We start from the raw sequence: 23102 nt of genomic DNA on the forward strand, positions 1-23102 counted from the left end.
ATCACGAACCGCCCGACATGCACGCGATCCCGAGACACATCCGGACGCACTCTCACGATGACAGGCAGGAGACACTTAGTGAAGATCAACCGTACAACCCCATTCCCGGGCTTTCTGCTCTCGGCCGTCGCATTCGCCGCCATGACCCTCGCCAACGGCGCGGCAGCGCAGGAAGCGCAGCCTCAGCGCGTCGAAGTGACGGGCTCATCCATCAAGCGCCTGGCGACCGAAAACGCCCTGCCCCTGACCACCTACAAGGCCGAGGAACTGGTCAACCAGGGCCTGACCACGATGTCGGAAGTGGCTGTGGCCCTGACCGTCGCCGCCACCAATGAACCGGTTGGCGGTGGTGGCGGCGGCACCATGATCAATATGCGCGGCCTGAACACCAACCGCACGCTGGTGCTGCTCAACGGCCGCCGCCTGGCCAATGAAGCGCTGGGCGCGAGCTCGGTCAACGTCGATGTCATCCCGATGGCCGCCATCGAGCGCGTCGAAGTGTTGCGCGATGGCGCATCGGCCCTGTACGGCACCGACGCGATCGCCGGCGTCGTCAACTTCATCACCAAGCGCACGGTGCAGGAGGTGACGATCCACGCCAGCACGGTGCAGCCGGAGCAGTCCGGCGGCGGCGAACAGAAGCGCGTGACGATCCTCGCCGGCAAGGGCGATATCGCGACCGATGGCTGGAACGTCTACACCGCGTTCAGCGCCCAGCGCCGCAGCTCGCTGCTGCAGCGCGACCGGCCACAGATCTGGGACGCCGATAAACTCGCGTCGCTGGGCGGCACGCCGTTCACGGCCAACACCTCGGGCGGCTCGGCGTCGCCCGCCAACTTCACCATCTACCGCAACGGGCGCCCGGCCAACATCACCGGCAACCCGTACTTCGCCGCCGGTTGCGTGGCTCCGGGCCTGGCCCAGACCACGGTGCCATCCACACGTACCGCAGCCAATGGCGCACGTACCTGCATCACCGACCCGGGCATCTACCCGGAATTGCTGCCGGAAAACCAGCAAGTGACCTTGTTTACCAGGGGCAGCCTGGCGCACGGCGACGGCAAGATGCTGACCGTGGAGCTGAATCTGTCGCGTTCGTACATCGACGCGATCAGCCCGCCCCAGCCGTTCGGCAACAACACCGACTACGACCGCCTCACCGCGTCGCGCCGGCCCCTGATGATCACCAGGGCCAGCCCGTATTACCCGGGCGGTCGCGGCGGCGTGCCGGCCGTGGCCGGCCTGAACGGCGAAGACCTGGCCCTGACCTGGAGCCTGGATGAACTGGGCGCGGCCAAGCTGCATGACGTGCAGACCAACCACCGCCTGGTAATTGCCGACGAAGGCGAGTTCAAGGGCTGGGACTACCGCGTCGGCGGCTCGTACGGCTATAGCCACCGCGACTCCGGCTTCAAGGAAAACTTCGTGCGCACCCCGGCCGTATATGCCGGCGTGGCCAACGGCATCCTCAACCCGTTCGGCGCGCAGGATGAAGCGGGCCGCGCCTACCTCGAGGACATCTCGGCCGACGGCCAGCTGTTTCGCCAGGCCGACGTACGCTACTACGGCGCCGACTTCAACCTGAGCCGCACGCTGATGGCCCTGCCCGGCGGCGACCTCGGGATTGCCATCGGCGGCGACTGGCATCGTGAAACGTATGCCGAGAACGTGCCGATGATCGGCAACGAGGTGGTCTGGCGCGTCAGCGGCTCTCCCGGCAACAACCCGAGCGGCCAGCGCCGCGTGGCCGGTCTGTATGCCGAACTCGACGCCCCCGTGACGAAGGACCTGAACCTGAACTTCGCCGTGCGCGGTGACCACTTCAGCGACTTCGGCTCGACCTTCAACCCGAAGGCCAGCTTCCGCTACCAGCCGATCAAGGCACTGATGGTGCGCGGCACGGTCAGCACGGGCTTCCGCGCGCCGACCCTGCCGGAGCTGTACGGCGTACCGCGTACGTTGACCCCATCGACGTCGAGCTGGGACGATCCGCTGCTGTGCCCTGGCCCGACCCCGAACGTGGCCGGTTCCGGTACCCTGACCACCGACCCGCGCTTTGCCGGCCTGGGCCTGGACGCCGAGCGCGTCTGCAACACGCGCCTGACCACGCTCGTCGGCGCCAACCCGGACCTGGAACCGGAGAAATCGAAGACCTACACGGTCGGCTTCGTGATCGAACCGGTCAAGAACTTCGTTGCCACGATCGACTTCTGGAAGATCGACATGAAGCGCACGATCGCCCAGATCAACGAAGACTCGATCTTCGATAACCTGGACCGTTATCAGGACCTGTTCGTGCGCAATCCGGACGGCACGCTGCAGTACATCACCAAGACGCGCCTGAACATGGGCGGGCTCAAGACCCAGGGCATCGACCTGAGCCTGAACTACATGCTGCCGACGGCGCGCTGGGGACGCTTCGGCTTCTCGATGGACGGCACCTACACAGACCGCTACGAAGGCCAGAACGATGCCGCCAGCCCCTGGGTCGACAGCGTCGGGCGCATCGGCGCGCTCTCGACCGGCTCGACCTCGGCCAATACCTACATCTTCAAGTGGAAGCACCAGGCACGCGTGAACTGGCAGTACGGTCCGTTCTTCGCCCAGCTCACGCAGCAGTACAGCTCGAGCTACGAAGATACCAATGCGCTGCCGACCCAGCAGCCGGGGCAGCCGTTCTACAACGTGATCGAGCCGTACCGGGTGTATAACCTGTCGACGACGTACAAAGTGTCGAAGCAGCTCAAGATCGGCGCTGGCGTAAACAACCTGTTCGACACCGATCCACCGCTGTCGAACCAGCGCCTGTCCTCGCGTGTGGTGTTCGCCCAGAACATCGCCAAGCCGATTGGTCGGGCGTTTACGGTGCGGGCTGATTACACGTTTTGATGGTCAGTGACGTCCGCTGTTTCCGGCTTGTGCGGGAACGGCGGGTGTACGCGTGCTGGCGGAGGCGACACACTGCATCGTTGGTAGGAAGCTTTTACTTTCGAAACGCCCTTCCAGCCGTCCCAAGCGGCCGTCCGACCGCAAATACGCCTAGTACTCTGGTCCATGCCGTACGTCTTGATTCAACGGCCATGATTGCGTCCTGGTTTCTTGCGGGCCGGATAAGGGCAGGCCGAGGCTTAACCAGTTGCTTTCCACTACCGTTTAGTCACCTCCCCTACGTTAGATTTCATTGCATAGATGTGAATCTGGGAACTCATGAAGTATCACTCCTCCCGCCGCAAAATAAAAATTGCTCCCTTTCCAGGTCGGTAGAAGAGTAAATGATTTTGGGACCCGCTACTCGTGAAATCGAGTGCGCTTCCGAGGTCCGCCCACGACCTAAGGTCGTAGTCACCGATCCCAGAGCCAGGATCAATTTGGCTATAAACCGGAGTGAAAGTGCCCGCGCTGTTCTTTATGATCAAGATCGCACCACTGCCGGGCCGATAGAATACGAGATGGTCCATTTTCCCGCTCCCTTCATAGTCGAAAGCGAAGCCCTTGTCCATGCGTGATCCAAGGTCATAGCCGCCAATGCCATTGCCTGGATCGGCCTGTTGGTAGACCGGAGAAAACACTCCACCTATATTTCGCAGGACAAAGATCGCGCCCCGACCTGGCCGGTACATTACTAAATGATCCAGCCTTCCCGTACTCATATAGTCAAACGCAAAGGCGCGGTCGTGTGGCGAACCAAGATCAAAGCCCCCAATTCCTGCTCCGGGATCGATCTGCGAATACACCGGCGTGAACACACCGGCAGAGTTTTTAATTATGAAGATCGCGCCACTGCCTGGGCGATAAAATACTAGGTGGTCTAATTTCCCGGTCCCATCATAGTCGAACGCAAAGCCGTGATCAAAGGGCGATCCCAGGTCGAAGCCTCCAATTCCACTGCCCGGATCAATCTGTTGATAAACGGACGTGAATACGCCGCCTGAATTTTGTAAGACGAAGATAGCCCCGCTTCCTGGTCTGTAGAAGACCAGGTGGTCAACTTTTCCACTTCCGGTATAGTCAAAAGCAAATGCCCGATCCAATGGAGAACGGAGATCGAAGCCGCCAATTCCATTTCCTGGGTCTATTTGTGAAAACACGGGAATGAAAGTGCCGCCAGTGTTTTTCAGGATAAAAATCGCTCCTGAGCCAGGACGGTAAAAAATTAGGTGATCCAACTTCCCAGATTTCTCGAAATCAAACGCAAAGAACTGATCTGCCGGAGAACCAAGATCGAATCCTCCTATCCCACTTCCAGGATCATCTTGTCTATATACATGGCCCCATCCCCAAGGGTAGATCGCTCTAATTCCATTGATATCGTCTTGGTGGAGGTAACGATGAGGTCCTGAGTACGAACGAAACATCAGCGCTTGAGGAATGAGGGAGTGAGCAAGACCAAGCGAGTGACCGAACTCATGTGCTGCTACTGTTACGAAGTCGGTCGCGTTTCTTGGAGGAGGAAGGCTTATCGTCCACAACTCTGCTTCATCGAAGTGGGCATCTCCAGCCAAGGACCCGCCGTTAGGCGGGGGATAGAATGCGTGTGCCAACACGTTTCCTACTTGATCGAATGGAGAGCCATCGCCATGATCACCTTCTACGAAACGTATAACAAAATCGGGATTTGAGCTTATCGGAACCTCAGAAAATGTAAGCGACGTTACATTGGACCATAGTGAGAGCGCTGCTGTCACGCCGCTGCGTGCTTGGCTTGGATCTAGGTCTGGCGAAAACTCAGAAAAGCCGAAGGTCAAGTTAGTCTTTCTCCAGCGATTCCCTTGAAGAACATATTCTGCACGCGCTGATGATGACAAATCCGGGAACCCGCACCGTGGCCTCCCCATATCGTTGATCGTGGCGTTATCTAGAACACCCGTGACGGGCAGACCGCCGTACTCTTGGTAGCGGGACAACGCAACCTTAGTCGCATCATCAAATTTGCCCACCTCACATAGTGGAGCCTTTGCTAGGAAGCGAGCGGATATGAACTCCTCTCGCATTCCGGAGATACGAAGATATCCGAATCGTTGCAGAAAACTTTGCAAGACGGTGACATCGATACCTTCGTTCCCATAGGTTAGCCCTACCTTGCAGGGGATTCGATTAGAGATTGCCGTGGTCATCTCGCCCTCCGATAAGTGATGCGTAAATACTACTCCGACATCCTCGAAACAGTAGTAAATTTTTGCGAGCTGTTGTCCTAGGAGATCGTTTTTTTGTACTAAAAGAAACACATTGCGACATCGAAATGACTGCGTTCATAAATCACTTTTTTCAGCGCCCGCCCTCTCTCATCCGCCAGGAACATCTTTTTCAGAGAAAGTTTTCTCGACTGCATCGACATTCGCACCTTAGGCATCACGGGTACAACGAATGTTTTGCAGGACGCAAGTTTCCGGCATCACTTAACTATTTCGGCAGACCTTGTGAGAGCAATTTTTAACGCTCTTCAGTAAGCCGACGAGCATCGCTTGGCTTTTCCGATCACCTGACGCATCTTTCATATATGAGCGTCGACTGCGCCAGTTCACCGAGCAGATGTAGGGATCATTCATATCCATAAGCCGAACACCAGCACTGTTCTCATTCGCACCATGCCACCTTTGGCCCTAAGGCGAATTCAGCTTTTCAAATTAATAATCCGCCCAGGTATCATCTTGAAATTTTCTAGAAATTGCAATAAGTTTGATCACCATGCCGATATTCCCCCTTGATGCCATTTTTCCAGTGAGAACAGTTAGCCGATATATATGATTCCTAATTTTAGTAGCTCGTGCTTCAATAGTTTCAATTTTGTCTAGTTGAAGATCTTGAATTAAATTTTTTGCACCGACAGGATTTGGTGCACTTGATCTTACCTCGTAGATCCATCCTCGTTTAACCTCAATATTTTTGTGGTAATCATCAAAGTACGGGTGAAGCCATTGAAACTGCCCCATTCCTGATGTGTACGCTATCGCTCCGACAACGTTCGCATCACCCATATCTCTGATAGACTTCACTAAATTGCACGGACTACATGCAATAGCTAGATTCACCGGCGAAAACGCCCACTTTCTATAATGCGGTTTTGATTTGTCTAAAAAATGCTCAATATCCTCAGCACTATTTTTTCGCTCAATCAAGACAATCCGGCGACAAAAAACACAACGCTCATTTTGTTGCGTCCGAAGCGACACACGAATATTATCACGTACGATTTTGAAGTTTTTGTCCTTCCATTGCAATTTTCCGTCCAAGAACAAAATTCGATCTTGCTTTTTGATGCCTCGCTTTAAGATCAGCCGATGTAACGGTTTTAGCGATGCCGGCCCTAGAGTCATTGCATAGCCCTTCGAATCGCAAAGATCTCTTTGACAGTTGTATAAAGCGGATCTTCTGCCTCGAAGTTAATTTCCAAACTGCCCAATACGCTAACAGCGTTTAGAAAAGTCTGCGGATCAGACTGAACCGTAGTTAGTGCGCCAAGACAATTTTGCACGCTATTCATCACCGTCAATGAGCGCGGCGACAACAAACCGAATTGCGATTCCAGAATTGCATCACTATTGCGGCCAAAGAACTCAAAATCTAGCCAACAATCCTGCGTCGGAAGATTTCTTATAAAGGAATCAATATTCGGAGCGCTTGAGACTATTAACGGTGAATGTGTGGCTATAACAACAGTGGAATTATCGGACACTTCCCGCACAACGAAATTAATATCTTGAATTAACTTTGTCTGCCATTTTGGATGAAGAGAATTTTCAGGCTCATCAAAAAGAATTAACGAGTTATCTTCTGTACAAAAACAAATTCCAAGCACTACTAATAGGTACAGTCGCTCACCTGAACTTAGCTCCTCTAATTCATAAGGAGTACCCCCCTTTGTAACCACAATACCGCTTAAGTGAATCTTCGCATCTTCGATCTGCTCTCTTCGCAGGTTTTCGACGTCGCCGATACGATGGTTATCTCCCAACGAAATTTTCAGTTCCAATCCAGCAGGTGCTAACGAGGCATCCATTGTATTTCTAGCGCGACGAAACTTTAGCTTCAGAGTGTTTTCGAAGCCAATAGTCCTAAGGATTCGTTGTGCTAGAGCCGAACGCTTATGATTATCCGCCCTATCGGAAAGCAGATGGGTCGACAAATTTCGAAAAGGTGAAATCTCTGAAAACATATTGTTGTTCGTTTTGTTTCCGAGATATATGTATCTGTCATTTACGCGTTCCTCGATTTTTACCCTAGGAAATTTGTCATAAACAGTTCCGGACAGACAGAGCATTCTTGAATACTCTCCTACTCCCCTATCGAGTTCCGACAAGATTTTCGAGGAAAGACTAGATAGATATCGGGTCTTTCCTGTCCCGTTTGCTCCAGTGATTACGTGGAACTTGCCTCGAACCGGCTCAACCCGCTTCACTTCAGTAGATGTCATTTAATATCAGCTCACTTAATGTAATTATGGCCTTTTTGACCACATCAATCGCTACAGCCAAACGAGATAAACTCTTATTATGAACCTTTCAAATGGAGGAATTCGTAATGATTCGGCCCTGTACCGCAGGAGCGAGTGAGGGACTAATTAGAGTTAAATCTGGTAGCTTTTCGAAGCTATCGAAGTAAGACCAATCAGAGAGCGCGAGGTTGGCAATCGCTTTGTGCCTCTCCTGAACGTAGCCCGCTCCCCAGCTTTCACTGTCGCTGATCTATCTAATTAGCATGAACCTCGATGCTAGTAAAATATCGTACTTATTACTAAAATATTTCCCAAATAAAATTTCTTTTCTGTCCTTAGAAGTGTCTGGCCGTGTTGCGATATGTATCGGTGCAGCTCCACAATTGTCAGGTACATTCAAGTATTTGTAAAGATGAAACAGTTCGCATTGTGATCTCGATAAAAAGATCGGCATCATGTTTTACGTACCTGCGATAGCAACTGTCGCAAGAGCGAAGCCATCGGCGCCTGCCTATAGCCTAACAGCGACCACTTATGGCCCAAGCCGTATAAAGTAGTCCGTCCAAGTGAAACTGCTAGCGAACTCGCCCATCTAAAACGGGTGCCACGCTACTTTAGGATGTCTGGGAATATCAAACCGACCCACTCAGCCTTCATGGACGCTCGATGAACTGGGCCTGCCGTACAAGCTTCGGATGCTACCGTTCCCGCCGCACTCCCTCGACTGGCAATACATGAGGATCCATCCCTCGGAACCTTGCTTGCCTTGTTCGATGGCAAAGTCCACTTAATGGATGCTTTGGAACGCCTAACAAAATCTCTCGACCTACGCTCAACAGATGAGAGCATAGGCTAATGAAAGGAAGGCTTGATGAATGTCGTCTCGGCGCTCACGGGGACACATATTCGATGAAATCGGCGGAGCCAGCTAAGCGTTTACTCCACGACCCGTCGCCATCGACATTGCTCTTGCTGGGCTGCCTACTAGTAGGACGTAACTGAATCGCCACGACTATCGTAGAAACTCCTGAGCCATGATATTGGCACGAGGAAAAGGTATGGGTGGAAAGCGGTACACATAAGAATTCAAGATTGCAGCAGCAGGTGGCCAAGCGCGGTCACCTGGCGAGCGAAGTAGCGGCACGGCTTAGGACAAGCATCAGCAGTCTGTATGCCTGGACGAAGCGCTATGGCGCACCAGAGGCAGAGTGCAAGATTGTCAATGCCCAGTCCGACGACGCGGCGCCAAAAAGTCGAGCACAAGCGCGTCAAGGAAAAGCGTGACATCTTGAAAAAGGACAGCGGCGTACTCTGCCAACTCGTCCCAGCAAGATACACATTAATTGCCCAGTTACAGGAACAATTCCCGGTGCGCCAGCTACGAAAAGTGCTCGAGATGCACCTAAGCGGCTTCTATGCCAAGCGCCGAAACCCCAAAAGCAAGCGCGCTATGTAAGACAAGCGCCTTATGGTTCCCATTAAGGAGTAGTGGCTCGAAAGCGCTAGTTTACGGCTGCCGCGAGGTTGGCGGCGATCTGCGCGGGCTCGATTAAAATTGTGGTAACAATCGTTTCCATCGTCTCATGAGGTCGGCCGGAATTCGCTCGCAAACCGGCTACGCCAATCAGAGATACAAACGCGACAGGGCCCACTCGCTGGTGGCGCCAAACCATCTACAGTGCTAATTTAACGTGCAGGAACCGAATCGAGTCTGGGTAACGCACATAACGTACATTCTCACTTACGAAGGCTGACTTTTACAGTCACATGAACGCAGCGGGTTGAAGGCCGACTGTTGCACACCCCTCAAGGTGTAACGCTCACGTAGTCGATGTCCGCCCAAGCGCCCGGCGCGCCAGTCGCAAAAAGGCCGACCTGCGCGCCGACCCAGCGCCCCATCGCAGCATCGAACGGCTCGCCCAGCGGCGTGAACACAGTTCCATCCTGGCTATACGAGAACGCCACGCGCGCGCCATGCGTCACGTGCGCGCGCAGCAGCACCTTGTAGCCGGCCAGCGCCGGCCCCAGCGTGTCGATGCACTCGCCCGCCCCCTCGCAGCGCGCCATCACCATGCGTGGTTTGCCGTCAACCCGGCGCACCCCGAACCACTGGCTTGTCAGTCCCAGAACGCCAAGCCCAATCTGATCGCCGTCGCGCCCCGCACGCAGTTCCACACTGGCCGTCACGCCAAAGGCCGGCGCCGGGAATTTTTGCGTCAGCACCGACGCCAGCGTGCGCAGCGGCGCCGCTGGCTGCGCGAACAGGCGCAAAGTGCCGGGACGGGCATTGAGCGCGTACCAGCCGGGTTGCAGGTTGGCCGCCCATTGCCACTGGCGGCCCAGTACCGCCCCATCGAATTCATCGCTTGTCGCCGGCTCGCGGCGGGCAAACACGCCCGGCACCGGCTTGGCATACTCGATGACCGGCTGGCCCACGCCCGGCGTGGCGGACGGTTCACCGATCAGCGGCCAGTCATCGTTCCAGCGCAGCGGCTGCAGATGCACCACGCGGCCATAAGCGCGCAGGTCCTGAAAGTGAAAGAACCAGTCCCCGCCCTGCGGCGTCGTGACCCAGGCGCCCTGGTGCGGGCCGTTAATGCCCGTTGCGCCCTGCGCCATGACGATCCGGTCTTCGTAGGGCCCCTCAATACGACGCGAACGAAACACCGATTGCCAGCCATGCTCGACCCCGCCGGCCGGCGCGAACACGTAATACCAGCCATTGCGCTTGTACAGCTTGGGCCCTTCCAGGGTCCGGTAGCCCGGCAGGCGGTTGCCATCGACGATCACCCGGCCTTCGTCCAGCAGACTACGCCCGTCAGGCGCCATGCGGCGCAGCGTGAGCACGTTGTTGATGCCTGCGCGGCTCTTGGCCCACGCGTGGATCAGCCAGGCCTGGCCATCGTCATCCCACAGCGGGGCCGGGTCGATGATGCCCTTGCCCGGCAACAGCAGGTGGGGCGCGCTCCACGGGCCGGCAAACTCGGTTGCCGTGGTGACATAGATGCCGTGATCCGGATCGGGATAAAAAATCCAGAAGCGCCCGTCGTGGTGGCGCAGGCTGGGCGCCCACACGCCCTTGCCGGGCTGGGGTGCAGCGAACGCAGCCGGTGGAGTGAGTTGTGGCAGCGCGTGACCGACCAGCTCCCAGTTCACCATGTCGCTTGACGCGAGCAGCGGCAGGCCCGGTGCGTTGGCAAAGCTCGATGACACCATGTAGTAGCGCTCGCCGACGCGGATTGCATCGGGGTCGGAATAATCGGCATGCAGGATCGGATTGCGGTAGCGGCCGTTGCCGAGATCCGGCGACCACGGCGCGCGTGCGGGCACTGGTCCGAGCGTCTTGCCCAGGAAGCGGTCCATCGCATCGACGGTCGGCGCCAGCCAGGGATCGAACAGCCAGAAGGAATGCGGCGCCCCGTCCAGCGCCACGGTATCGGTCGGGATGCCGTGGCTGGCCAGCGTGGCCGCCAGCGCTTCGCGTCCGCTCGAAAAGCGCGGCGCGGCGCCGACGATGAATTGCACCGGCGGGCTGTCCTTGCCGGCATGAGTCAGCGGCGACGCGTCGCGCCAGAGTGTGGGCTGCTCGGCATAGCGCCCGCCGAACCAGGCGCCTGCTGCCGACGGGCGCTTGGCCGGGTCGTCTTCAAAGCGCAGCGCCAGTTCGGATGTGAAATCGGACAGGCCATCGATATTGATCACGGCGCGCACCGCGTCCGGCCGGGTCATGCCCACCAGCGCGGCGATCTGGCCGCCGGCCGACCCGCCCGCGATGGCGACGCGCGCCGGGTCCAGGCCAAGTCCGGGCGCCTGCGCCCGCAGCCAGTCCAGCGCGTCCTTCACGTCATCGATCGCTGCCGGATAGCGCGCCTGGCCCGACAGCCGGTAGCTGACGGTGGCCGCCGCGTAACCGCGCGCAGCCAGGCGCGCTGCCAGCGGCGCCATGTTCGAACGCTCGCCGCTGGCCCAGCCACCGCCATGCACCAGTACCACCAGCGGCGCCGGGGCGTCGCCCGCTGCCGGCAGGTACAGATCCAGTGCCAGGGTCAGTGCGCCCCGTTTCGCGTACACGATGTCCTTGCGCACCTGCACCGGCGCCGGCGCGTCGGCGCTGGCGATGCGGATGAACGGGTAGTCGCGTACCAGCTTGTTATAGGTGGTTTGGGCGTCGTAGCGTGCCTGCGCCGCTGCCGGCACCATGACCGCGAGCGTGTTCAGCGCAAGGCAGGCCAGCACGATGCGTTTGCACGCTGCGCCCTTTGCAGCCGCGGCCATGGGTCAGGTCACGGGTGCGGGGTTGAACAGCGCCAGCGAGTTATGCAGCTTCCAGTGCTCGGCCCAGGTCTTGCGGCCGCTCGCCACGTCCAGGATCAGCCGGAACAATTGCCAGCCGACGTCCTCGATGCTCGCTTCGCCGCTGGCGATCGTGCCGGCGTCCAGGTCCATCAGGTCATGCCAGCGGCGCGCCAGCTCGGTGCGGGTGGCAACCTTGATGACCGGGACCGCGGCCAGGCCGTACGGGGTGCCGCGCCCGGTGGTGAAGATGTGGACGTTCATCCCGGCGGCCATTTGCAGCGTGCCGCAGATGAAGTCGCTGGCCGGGGTTGCTGCGTAGATCAGGCCCTTCTGCGTCAGCTTGTCGCCCGGCGAGAGCACACCGGTAATCGCCGTGCTGCCTGACTTGACGATCGAGCCCATCGCCTTTTCGACGATGTTCGACAAACCGCCCTTCTTGTTGCCGGGGGTGGTGTTGGCGCTGCGATCGACACTGCCGCGCACCAGGTAATCGTCGTACCACTGCATCTCGCGCACCATCGCCGCCGCTACTTCCGGCGTCGCGGCGCGTGCGGTCAGTTGGTCGATGCCGTCACGCACCTCGGTCACTTCGGAAAACATCACGGTGCCGCCGGCGCGCACCAGCAGATCGGTGGCGTAGCCCACGGCCGGATTGGCCGTCACGCCCGAAAACGCATCGCTGCCGCCGCACTGGACGCCCACCACCAGGTCGGACGCGGGACAGGTTTCGCGACGGCGTGCGTTCAGTTCCTGCAAGTGCCGTTCGGCGGTGACCATCAGCGCGTCGATCATCGACATGAAGCCCACATGCTGCTGGTCCTGCAGCGTGACCACGGACGGCGCGCCATTGCCGATCGGGATCGAGCCGGCGGGGAACAGGCGCGCCGGTGGCAACTTTTCGCAGCCCAGGCTCACCACCATCACGCTGTCGCCGAAATTCGGGTTCTTCGACAGGTTGCGGATGGTCCGGATCGGAATATCCGCGCCGGGCGCGTCGATCGCCACCCCGCAGCCATACACGTGCTCGAGCGAGACCACGTCTTCGACGTTCGGGTAGCGCGGCAGCAGTTCGTCCCGGATGCGCCGCACGGCGTACTCGATCACGCCCGAGACGCACTGCACGGTACTGGTGATGGCCAGCAGGTTGCGGGTGCCGACCGAGCCATCCTTGTTACGGTAGCCCTCGAACGTGTACCCATCGAGCAGCGGGCCGGCAGCGACGGCGTGGGTGCCTACCGGCAGGTCGTCGAGCGAGCGCGCCGCCGGCATGCGCAGTATGCGCTCGGAGACCCAGCTGCCGCGAGCGATCGGACCGCTCGCGTAGCCGATCGTCACGCCATAGCGGATCACCGGCTCGCCGTCGACCAGGTCGCTCAGCGCGACCTTGTGGCCCTGGGGAACGCCTTCGAGCAGCACCAGCCCGTCGGGCAGCACGCTGCCGGCGGCCAGGCCACCATCGTTGACGACGATGGCAACATTGTCGCCTGGCTGCATGCGGATCGTGCGCGGAACGTCGTGGTTCATGTTTCGTGTCTGCCTGTCGGCTGAAGTTGGGAGGATCGTTTTTAGTATGCCATAAAACGCTCCAATGCGGCTAGTCCACATCTCTATTTTGGCCGGACCAAATAAGAATGGCCTGACCAAAACGGCACAATAAAGGAATCAAGGGGTGAGCGGCGACGAGTGCCCGGGCGACCTGTGCCGCGATCGTGCAAGCCGGCCGGGACTCATGCAAATTGATGGGGGTGTGGTCTGTTGCTACGACCGGGACTGTATTCGCCTGGCGACGAATCAGGTGCAAGAGACGCTGCAAGCGGCAGCGTCTCCAGCGTTGTCAGCGTCAGTGATGCGCCAGCGTTAACGGAGCCGGGCGGCCGCCGCTGATCGATATTGGCGTGGACGTGTCCAGCTTGAACACCGCCAATGCTTCCGACAGTTGCGCGGTCTGGTCCGTCAGCGATGTGGCCGCTGCCGACGCTTCCTCGACCAGGGCCGAGTTCTGCTGCGTCATCTGGTCCATGTCGCTGATTGCCAGGCCGATCTGCTCGATGCCTTCGCTCTGGCGCTGACCGGCGTCGCTGATATCGCCCATGATCGTCTGCACGCGGCGCACCGCGGCCACGATCTGTTCCATCGTGGTACCGGCCTGGTCCACCAGCGCGCTGCCGGCGTCGACCTTGGAGACCGAGTCGCCAATCAGTTCCTTGATTTCCTTGGCGGCGGTGGCGCTGCGCTGGGCCAGGTTGCGCACTTCGGACGCCACGACGGCAAAGCCGCGGCCCTGCTCGCCTGCACGCGCCGCCTCGACGGCCGCGTTCAGCGCCAGGATATTGGTCTGGAACGCGATGCCATCGATCACCGAAATGATCTCGACGATCTTGGTAGCCGACGTATTAATGGCGCTCATCGTCAACACCACATTGCCCACCACCTCGCCACCGCGCGTGGCGATGTCGCTGGCCGAGACCGCCAGGTCTTTCGCCTGGTTGGCGTTGGCGGCATTGGTACGCACGGTGTCGGTCAAGGCTTCCATCGCACGCGTCGTGTTTTCCAGACGACCGGCCTGCAACTCGGTGCGGCTGGCCAGGTCGGCGTTGCCGCTGGCGATATCGCCACTGGCTGATGCGATCGTATCGGCCGACGTCTTGATGCCGGCGACCATATTGGCCAGGCGATCGCGCATGTCGGACAGCGCAGCCAGCAGGCTGCTGTTGTCGCCCGGCTCGATGCGGATGGCCATCGACAGGTTGCCGTCGGCGACCATGCGGGCGATATCGCGCGCATATTCGGGTTCACCGCCCAGTTGCTGCCAGATCGTGCGCACCATGAACCAGGACACCGCGATCAGCACGGCAATCACGATCAGGCCGGTGAGGATGGTGACCGTCAGAACATTCGTCACGCTGGTTTCGCTGCGCGTGATGCCGGTCTTGAATTGCTGCTGCGCTTGTTCATTGACCTTGGCGACGTCGGTATTGAGTGTCGCGAGCGTCGACTGCATGCGCGTCACGACCGCCTGCGGATCACCCTGCTCCATCTCGAGCATGATCCTGGCCGCCGAAACGGCTGGTGCGTAATACTGTTCGAATTCTTTGCTGAGGCGCTCGCCCGTTGGCCCCATCCCGTCGATCTTGCGGAAGCTGGCCAGCTTGGCCCGCACCTTGTTGGCCTGTTCGCCAACCTGCGTCAGGCGCGCCTTGTCGCCTTCGCTGACGGCGTCGCGCAGTCCGTTGGTGACCGACTCGATGTCGCCCGCCAGTTCCTTGCTGATGTCGAGCGCCGGGTAATCCACGCTTTCAGTCGTGTGGATCGACGTGAGCGCCTTGTTGGCGATGCCGGCACTGACGGCAACCCCGAGGGTAAAAATGATGGCCGAGATGATCGGCAGTGCCCAGATCCTGCGTTTGATACTCATGCTGCCTGCTCCTGAAGTCAAAACCCGCCGCACGCGCGGCGGGGTACCGATAAATGATCAGGAACCGGAATAGACCACTTTGACCGACGCGTCGACCGCGCTCTTGTCGATATAGCCGATCGCTTTCGGGTCGGCTGCAACGGCTTTCTTGACGCCGGCGTTGTCGCCGACTTCCTTCGGCATCGTGGCCTTGCCGGTAAAGACCAGCTTCGACCACAGGGCCTTGATCTGCGACGGATCCTTGTCCGTGACCTTCTTGTAGAACTCGGCGCGCGCCGGCGCGTTTTCTGCCTGGTCGACCGGAGTCATGGCGGTCGATTTACCCAGGAAGAACTGGGACACCTGGTCCTTGGTCAGCGACGATTCGGCGGCTTTCGCATTGACGACGACGACGACTTCAGCAGCGGCTGGCAGCGCGAGCAACAGGACGCTCAGGGCCATGCTTGCTTTGAACAATTGATTCATTGGTAAATCCTTAGAACACGAAGTCAAGCGCGACGGCGCCGACGGTCACCGGGCCCTTGAAGCCAGGCTGGACGTTGATGAACTGGCCGTTGCCTTGTGGCTTGATGCGATCGACCTGGACCTTCAGCGCGGCCGAGGTCGTGAAGTCCCAGCGCACACCGATGCTGTCGGTGGTCTGGCTCGTGCCATCAATGGCCGTGGTCAGCGTGTTCATCAGGCCCGACAGCGCCGCCAGCGTTGGCGCGCATGCGAACGAGGCACCTGCTGGGCAGTTCGCAGGAATGGTGTTGGTCACACCCTTCGACATGATCTTGGCGCGGGTGTAGTACGGCAGGAATTTCCCGAAGCGGTAACCGCCCATCACGTAAAACGACTTGGACGAACCCAGGAACGAATCCGGCATCTTGCGCTTGGCGTATTCGGTCAGCACGACGATATTGTTCCAGTCCATGGACAGGCCAGCCGACGTGAACGTGTACTTGCGGTCCTTGGTGTTGAGCAGCTCGCCCATGTCCGCCACTTGCGGGACATTGAACGCGGCAGCAGTGTTCTTGAACGTGATCACGGCGGCGTCCAGTTGCGCGCTTTCCGACGACAGCTTGGTGCCGCTACGGCCCACGCGCACGATGAACGGGCCATGTTCGGCCGTCAGGTTCAGCGCGTACTGGTCGCGGGATTCGGCGGTAGGGCCACCCGAGGTCTTGAAGTCGCTGCGGCCATAGGCAGCCAGCGCCGTGACGGTCGTGTCGCCATACTGCTGTTGCCAGGTGACGTCGGCGCCGTCGATGTTATTGATTGGCATCTGCGAATACAGTTCCTGCGGTGGACGCAGGAAGGTGTTGGCATAGCCGACGTTGCGGTATTCCGAGATCATGAACGCTGGCATGGCCATGCGGCCAACGCGCACGCTCAGGTTGTCCGACAGCTTGGCCTTGACGAAGGCCCACGACAGTTCGGCGCCGAAGCTGTCTTCGCCGTCCTTGCGCACCAGGCCCTGGCCGGTGACCGACAACCACGAGTTGACGGTGTAGTCGGCCTGCAGGCCGAGATTCGAATCGACGCCGGTGCGCGGATCCTTCTTGACACCCGACGACTGGTTCGAACGTGCGAACTCGGCCTGGTCGGTGTCGGAGAACGTGAGGGCACCGGTGCCGAAACCGCTGATACGAACAGCGTTACTGTCCTGGGCGAAGGCAGATGCGACGGCGAATGGCAAAGCGAGTGCCACCACGATGTTACGTGTTTTCATAAATTCCTGGGGATTGCAGTGAAGTAGATTATTGAATGCAAAAACGGCGACATGGCCTGCGCCGCATCGCATTTGCTGAAGCAATTGTATCCATGAGGAAACTGTTGCAGCAATGAAAATTCACAGAAAGTCACTTTTCTTGTTCGATATGTGTGATTTTGTTGTGAACTTCTAACGCATTATTGCAATCCTCTTACTTCAACCGTTGCACCCGGTGGGTGCCCCCGATTATGTGCCGCCCGCATTAGCCGCAATGCATGTCCCTGGCGTGCAGGCCGCCAGTCGGGGCGGCCTGTAGCGGTCGAACGACCGTGGCGCCGGACCGCGACGGATCGCGCGCGGCCGGCACCGCCGTGTACTGACAGTCTGTCAGAACTTCGTTCTGACCCCCACCACGAGACGCCTGCCAGGAAGCGGCGCGATATCCTTGAGCACCGAAGTGGACAAGCGGATATCGTCATTCAGCAGATTTTTCGCCAGTGCGAACCAGGTCAGGTCGACGCCCTGCACGCGCTGCGTGTAAGACAAGTTGGCGTCAAGCTGGTTGTAGGCCGGCGTGTCCTGCAGTTCGTTGGCGGCGAGGCGATCCTGGCCGCGCGCATGCACCAGTGAAAGGCCGCCACGCCACGCGCCCTCGCGGTAACCGACGCTGGCGCCAATGCGGTCCGCCGGCTGCAGCGGCAGGTTGCCCCCACCATCGCCGAGTTCGCCGCGCGACATATCGCCGAACAGCCGGCCCGACCAGCCGGCGCCGGTCTGGTTGTAGGTCAGCTCGGCTTCCGCACCGTGAATGCGGGCACGACGCTGCTCGAAGGTCCGGGTGCGCAATTCATCACCCGGATTGCCTTCCTCGTCGACCAGATCGCTGCCAATGCGTCCGAAAATGTAGTTGTCGATGTTGTTGCGGAACAGGTTGGTTTTCCAGCGCACCAGGCCTGTGTTCTTTTGCAGCGTCAGTTCGATATTGCGCGAGGTTTCCTTGTCGAAGTCAGGATTGCCGATGTCGAACGTGGCGGTCGCGTCGTGCGGCCCGGCCGAGTACAGCTCTTCGATTGCAGGTGCACGCTGCGCATAGGACAGCGTCGCTCCGACGCTGTAGCCCGGCATGAACGGCCAGGCCGCGCCGATCGAACCGGAACCGAGGTCGAAGGTGCGCTGCCTGCCGCTCACCGGTTCGCGCTTGACGTTTTCGTAGCGAGCGCCGGCGCTCAGGCGCAGCGGGCCGGCATTGCCCTCTTCCACCATGAACAAGGCCGTCGTCTTCGAGTGCGTCAGGGGCACCGTGTCCGGCCCACCTTCAGCGCTAAGTGCCGAGAAGTGCGTATTCTCGGTCTGGGCGCCCACCGTGCCGCGCAGACCGGCAATGGCCTCGTGCGTGAGTTCCAGCCGCGTTTCCAGCGAGCGGTTATTGAAGATCACCTCGGGACCGTCCTCGCCCAGCTCGGCGTGCTCGTAGTCGGTATAGCCAGCCTTGAAACGCAGCGATTCGACGCCGCGCAACGGCTGCCTGAGCATGCTGTCGAAGTCGTAGCGATCCTGCTTCTGGTCGATGCGCGAACCTTCGTCGCTCGGAATACCGTACAGGTTGCTCAGGTGCGACGCCGACACGCCGGCGTAGCCCCAGTCGTCGACCCACGAGGCACCGGCGCCAAGGTTCTTTTCACGCGTGTCCGAGTGCGGCAGGCGGCGCATCGCCGAGTCGGGGTCCTGCAGGACCCGGCGATCCGGGATACGGTAGTCGTCGGTATCGCGCCAGTTGCCGTCGACGTGCAGGGCGATCTTGCCGCTGGCAGCGTCCGCGGTGCCAGACACATTCTTGCCGTTGTCACCGGTGCTGTAGCGGGTTTCGACCTGGCCGGTCGGCGTGGCTTCGAGGTGGGTCGGAATGCGCTCGTTGACGATGTTGACCAGGCCACCGATCGCGCCAGAGCCGTACAGCAAGGCAGCCGGGCCGCGCAGGATTTCGATCTGGCGCGCGACTGCGCCTTCGGCCGATACCGCGTGATCGTTCGACAAGCCCGACACGTCGGACACGGACATGCCGTTTTCCAGCATTTTTATGCGCGATCCTTCCAGGCCGCGAATGATGGGACGTGATGCGCCGGCGCCGAAGGCCGAGGCGGACACGCCCAGCTCCTGCGACAGCGTCTCGCCGAGCGAACTGCCCGCCTTGTCGCGCAATTCGTCCCCGGCGAGTACTTTCGCCGGGGTCAGGATCTGGTCGTTTTCGCCGTTACGGAACGGCGACGCGGTGACGATCACCTGCGGGGTGTCGCCCCCGAGTGCCGATTGGGCGTGGGCGGGCAGATTCCAGGCGAGCAGGATGGCGCTGGCGAGCAGCGTACGTTGAATATTCATGAATATAACCTCGAGCAAAATGGGTGCGAACGGCACTGCCACGGCGGCGCCGCGGCAATGCATCGATGACTGCGGATCGAATCAGTTCGCCCGAGGGGGGCCGCGTGGGAGGCACGCGCGTACCGGCTGCACGCGCGCGCATTCGGGGCCCAGCGCCAGTGGGCCGGCCATAGCCGCTTGCGGTAGATGGCCAATATATTGCGGCAGCGGCAGCGCAACATCCAGTTGGGCGCCGGCCGCGCATTCGGCGCAGAATTCCTGCAGCGCGGGTGCGTCCGGCTGGCCGCCCGCCTGCTGCACAACCTGGCGTTGTTGCGCGCTATGCCAGTGCGACAGCCCGTGCGCCAGCGCCATCTGCTGCGAGACGAGCAATAACAGCGATAGCAGGCAATGAAGAATGGAGCGTGGCATGCGCGGCGAATGGCGGTTGACCGGCGCATTCTACGTGATGGGAGCCGATTGCGACAGCAACCCATCAGCAATTGCAATTTAGTTGCACTGAACCGGCGTGGCGGTAGTGAGCGCCCTATACACAGGGGCAAAACCAGCAGTGTTGTGGAGAAACGACCGGAAAAGCGACTGTCCTTACGGCACGGTAGAGGTTGCTGGTATCCTCGCGGATCACCACCTCTCCCGATTTACCACTGTGCCACTGCTCGATCCTGCCACCGTCATTCTCACGTCGACCATGATGGCGGCGGCGATGACCGTCGTGTTGTTTTCCGCGTACCGTAGCTTCCCTGCCGAAGTGCGGGGATTGGGCCATCAGGCGCTCGGCATGTTGTCGCTGACGGCCAGCGGGGTGCTATTCTGCGCGGCCCCACTGATCCCGGAAGGGCTGTTGCTGTTCGTGGCCAATAGCACCATGCTGGGCGCCGCCGGGCTGATGCTGATTGGCACCCAGTTATTCTATGGCCGCAAGCCAGGCTGGTGGTGGCTGGCGCTGACGTGGGTGGCCGGCATGGTCTGTCTGGTCGGCTGGTATGTGATCATCCAGGACTACGCGTTGCGGGTAGCGGTTTTTTCATTGTTGACGCTGTCGTTCTACGCGGCGCAACTGGTGCTGCTGGTGCGCCATGGTGAACGCCACTTCTCCAGCTGGTTCTTCGGCTCCCTGTTGCTGGTGCAGTCACTGGTGCTGCTATTGAGGTTGGCCGCGGCGCTCAATGGCGCGGTTGGCACCAGCAACGCCAGCAACAGCGCGGTACAGGGCATTTTTCTGTTGAGCACCAACTTCATGACGCTGATGATGGCAGTCGGTTTCATGACCGTCGCCACCCGGCGCCTGCAGGTCGTGATGGAGCACCGTTCCTGCACGGACCCGCTGACCGGGGTGCTGAACCGACGCGGTTTCGCCGCCGCCTACCGCCGCGAGGCCGCGCGCATGAAACGCCACGGCGCGCCATTCTCCCTACTGAGCATCGACCTCGACTACTTCAAGGCCATCAACGACCAGCACGGTCACGCAGTCGGTGACCAGGTACTGGTGCACGCGGCGCGCACCACCATCTCGGCCCTGCGCGAGATCGACCACGTGGCGCGCTTCGGCGGTGAGGAATTCATCGTGCTGCTATCGGGAACCACGCCCGAGCGGGCGAAGGCGATGGCGCAACGCATCCAGGCGTCGCTGTTTGCGGCGCGCGGCGACGTGCCAGACTACACGGTCAGCATCGGCATCGCCAGCCAACAGACCCCAGACGAGAGCCTGGAAGCCCTGATGGCGCGCGCTGATACTGCCCTCTACCGCGCAAAGGCGGCCGGTCGCGATCGCAGCGAGTTGGCGTAAGGGCGCAGGCTTGGCGGCATGCGGCACTGGGCAGCTGATGGCCAGTGCGGGCAGTCAGGCCGTCGTGACCTTACAGCGCAAGAATAACTGCTAGCGAATGCACACCAGTTTTGTGCGATAACTCGTGATTGCCGATGGCTGAACCGGGTCGCCGGGACTGCTCTGCGTGCTGCTGCAGGACCGGTCCGCTGCTGGCGCGACAGGTGCAATACGACCCGGAGCGGCTCTTTATTGAAGGTGGCGGGTTAGCGATAAACGACTTGGACAGGATGAGGCACTTGCGTTTCGAAGCCCTCGGCGAATGCGACAACTTCGGCAAGAGATTCGTCTTTATGCGATGTCGTGACGATAACGTGTCTGCCAAGTTCGCCTTCTTCGATACCCGTCCAATCGAGAGCGTCTTCCCACTTCTCCGCGTCGACGCCAACCGCACAGAATAGCGCAATGCGAGCTGCAAGCAGGTCACGCAAAAATGCATTGTCTCGCTCCGGCCTGTATCCAGACGCAGACACCAATACGATTTTTCCAGGGTAGGTCATCCTTGCCTTTTAACGGTCTGCTTCTGTCCGAATCCGGCTATTCGTTTCAGCATAGCAGGCTCCCAGATCGGCAATTCAGCGGTCGCCGCGATAGGCCGGTATCGACCCACAGCGGTCGTTTACACTAATAATCCCATTTCATAGCTGAAGCGGTATTCCCTGCCGTCAAAGTCGACCGCAGAGATGTACTCAACTTCTAGCCGGAACCCTCCAAAAAAAATATCTGCACCAGAACTAGACCAGAGGATTTCTCCAGCCTCATCAATTCGAGTAATCTCCAACTCACCGTGAGAAACCAGTGCGTGCCGGCATGGGTTGTAGTAGATGCCGAAGCAGGTTGCAGAGTCGACCTGTAAGGACCAAGCAAGGCGCTGGTCGAGCGGGACGAAGCAGACTATGCGATCGCCGACCGCTAAATATAGCTTCGAGTCCAGTACCAATCCAGAATGCTCGTGCACGGTGCTGCACCCGCCTCCGGCGCCAAAGACAACAATCGGCTCATCATTGAGTAAGACCCCATGAATCGAGGTTGGCCTTTCCTCGGACACGAGAGGTATCTCATATCTGTAGCGTCGGGCATTGTCTACGGAACCAAAAGTGTACGTCGGTTCATCAACAATCCTGACTTTATCGAGGTCGCAGGTAAGGACGAGAGTGCGCATAGTTAAAGAGTTCTGAACCGAGTTCAAACGACCGCTTCTGGCCGAACCGGGCCATTTAGGGCAGCATAGCAGGTTGCCAGCTTGAAAATCCAGCGTTGGCCGTGAGAGGTAGGAACCGACCCGAAGAGGACCGCTGCAACGCTTGGACTCTGTCGCACCCTACTGCCTTATCAGAACAGTTCGACCTCCCAATTTTCGAAAGGTGGCTCGACTACGTATGTCGAATCGCAGTAGCTGCGTATGTATTGCGCTGCTCGGTGCTCAGCATGTTTCTCGTTTGTTGGTGTCCCATCGTTAGACAGCTCAATAACGTTAGCAAAGATGGCATAAGCCTGTTCCATCACACTAGGCGACGCGAACAGCTCCGGGCGGTAGTCTATCCCTTCAAGCAGGGGAAGCCCTACAGTTCCGTTTGCAATCCAGAAGCTAAACGTCCGTAGCGCTCCAGAAAACCCGGAGCTTAACTTTTTCGGGTACCGCGGCGGGCCGCCCGCGTCTTTCGAGTTCGAAAAAATTCCCATTGAGTCTCCAAGTTACTGCGTCTGCTGTTAGCCGAACCGGGCCGTTGAGCTCAGCATATCAGGTCGCCAAGCCTAAAAAATCGAGGACTGTCACGAAGGACCGCACCCTACCCAAAGAGGACTAAGCAACTACCAAAGCGCCTGTTGAGCTTGTGGACCAGAGAAACGTGAAGTCATCGGAACCTAGTTCTCGATCAGCGACGCTGACTTTGTTCAGCAGGGATGCAGCGGAAAGTAGCGGCTTAAGTCGCTCAAAGGTTGCGACTGGATCAGCAGTAAGAATGAAGATGTTCATGTCCCCGCCGCCCATGTCGTGTCCATCCACCTCGACTGTTGGCTCAACGATTTGCTATAACTCGTCCTCAAGGCTGCCCACTGC

16 protein-coding genes are annotated in these 23102 nt (G+C 59.2%); 3 read left to right on the forward strand and 13 right to left on the reverse strand.

Annotated elements, in window-relative coordinates:
- Positions 1-78: 78 nt before the first annotated feature.
- Positions 79-2889: a TonB-dependent receptor plug domain-containing protein gene (locus tag AC56LV_RS06205; RefSeq protein ID WP_499556509.1), complete on the forward strand. Its 2811-nt coding sequence runs from the start codon at positions 79-81 to the stop codon at positions 2887-2889.
- 326 nt (positions 2890-3215) lie between these two features.
- Here AC56LV_RS06205 and AC56LV_RS06210 read toward each other — a convergent pair whose 3' ends face one another.
- The 3 genes from AC56LV_RS06210 to AC56LV_RS06220 form a co-directional block, all read right to left on the reverse strand.
- Positions 3216-5114, reverse strand: a complete 1899-nt coding sequence (locus AC56LV_RS06210) for a matrixin family metalloprotease (RefSeq protein ID WP_499556510.1) — start codon at positions 5112-5114, stop codon at positions 3216-3218.
- A 510-nt stretch (positions 5115-5624) separates the two neighbouring features.
- Positions 5625-6314 (reverse strand): HNH endonuclease family protein, encoded by a 690-nt coding sequence (locus AC56LV_RS06215; RefSeq protein WP_499556511.1) that lies wholly within the window; start codon positions 6312-6314, stop codon positions 5625-5627.
- On the reverse strand, positions 6311-7411 hold the full coding sequence (locus AC56LV_RS06220; protein ID WP_499556512.1) for an AAA family ATPase: 1101 nt from the start codon (positions 7409-7411) through the stop codon (positions 6311-6313). Before AC56LV_RS06220 ends, AC56LV_RS06215 begins: the two co-directional genes overlap by 4 nt.
- A 1243-nt stretch (positions 7412-8654) precedes the next feature.
- On the opposite strand from AC56LV_RS06220, the gene AC56LV_RS06225 reads away from it, so the two are divergent.
- Positions 8655-8888, forward strand: a complete 234-nt coding sequence (locus tag AC56LV_RS06225; protein ID WP_499556513.1) for a hypothetical protein — start codon at positions 8655-8657, stop codon at positions 8886-8888.
- A gap of 350 nt (positions 8889-9238) precedes the next feature.
- Here AC56LV_RS06225 and AC56LV_RS06230 read toward each other — a convergent pair whose 3' ends face one another.
- The 7 genes from AC56LV_RS06230 to AC56LV_RS06260 all read right to left on the reverse strand — a co-directional run bounded on the left by AC56LV_RS06230 (position 9239) and on the right by AC56LV_RS06260 (position 19626).
- Positions 9239-11707, reverse strand: a complete 2469-nt coding sequence (locus AC56LV_RS06230; RefSeq protein ID WP_499556514.1) for a family 43 glycosylhydrolase — start codon at positions 11705-11707, stop codon at positions 9239-9241.
- Positions 11708-11710: 3 nt separating this feature from the next.
- Entirely contained in the window at positions 11711-13252 is a 1542-nt protein-coding gene (gene garD / locus AC56LV_RS06235; RefSeq protein WP_499556515.1) for a galactarate dehydratase, read from the reverse strand.
- A 316-nt stretch (positions 13253-13568) separates the two neighbouring features.
- Positions 13569-15143 (reverse strand): methyl-accepting chemotaxis protein, encoded by a 1575-nt coding sequence (locus AC56LV_RS06240; RefSeq protein ID WP_499556516.1) that lies wholly within the window; start codon positions 15141-15143, stop codon positions 13569-13571.
- A gap of 57 nt (positions 15144-15200) precedes the next feature.
- On the reverse strand, positions 15201-15608 hold the full coding sequence (locus AC56LV_RS06245) for a hypothetical protein (RefSeq protein ID WP_499556517.1): 408 nt from the start codon (positions 15606-15608) through the stop codon (positions 15201-15203).
- A gap of 10 nt (positions 15609-15618) precedes the next feature.
- Positions 15619-16857 (reverse strand): porin, encoded by a 1239-nt coding sequence (locus AC56LV_RS06250; protein WP_499556518.1) that lies wholly within the window; start codon positions 16855-16857, stop codon positions 15619-15621.
- Positions 16858-17226: 369 nt separating this feature from the next.
- Positions 17227-19215, reverse strand: coding sequence for a TonB-dependent receptor (locus AC56LV_RS06255; protein ID WP_499556519.1), 1989 nt, complete (start codon positions 19213-19215; stop codon positions 17227-17229).
- Between the two features lie 81 nt (positions 19216-19296).
- Positions 19297-19626, reverse strand: coding sequence for a hypothetical protein (locus AC56LV_RS06260; protein WP_499556520.1), 330 nt, complete (start codon positions 19624-19626; stop codon positions 19297-19299).
- A gap of 235 nt (positions 19627-19861) precedes the next feature.
- Here AC56LV_RS06260 and AC56LV_RS06265 point away from each other — a divergent pair, with 235 nt between their 5' ends.
- Complete coding sequence (locus AC56LV_RS06265; RefSeq protein ID WP_499556521.1) at positions 19862-21001, forward strand: GGDEF domain-containing protein; 1140 nt, start codon at positions 19862-19864, stop codon at positions 20999-21001.
- Positions 21002-21246: 245 nt separating this feature from the next.
- Here the strand turns inward: AC56LV_RS06265 and AC56LV_RS06270 are convergent, their stop codons facing one another.
- From AC56LV_RS06270 to AC56LV_RS06280, 3 genes are all read right to left on the reverse strand, one after another.
- Entirely contained in the window at positions 21247-21540 is a 294-nt protein-coding gene (locus AC56LV_RS06270) for a DUF7684 family protein (protein WP_499556522.1), read from the reverse strand.
- Between the two features lie 119 nt (positions 21541-21659).
- Positions 21660-22202 (reverse strand): hypothetical protein, encoded by a 543-nt coding sequence (locus AC56LV_RS06275; protein WP_499556523.1) that lies wholly within the window; start codon positions 22200-22202, stop codon positions 21660-21662.
- A gap of 170 nt (positions 22203-22372) precedes the next feature.
- The gene (locus tag AC56LV_RS06280; RefSeq protein ID WP_499556524.1) at positions 22373-22723 is read right to left on the reverse strand and encodes a DUF7677 family protein; all 351 of its coding nucleotides are present in this window, start codon (positions 22721-22723) and stop codon (positions 22373-22375) included.
- Between the last annotated feature and the right edge of the window lie 379 nt (positions 22724-23102).

The sequence above is a fragment of the Telluria sp. RB2R28 genome (assembly GCF_059685835.1).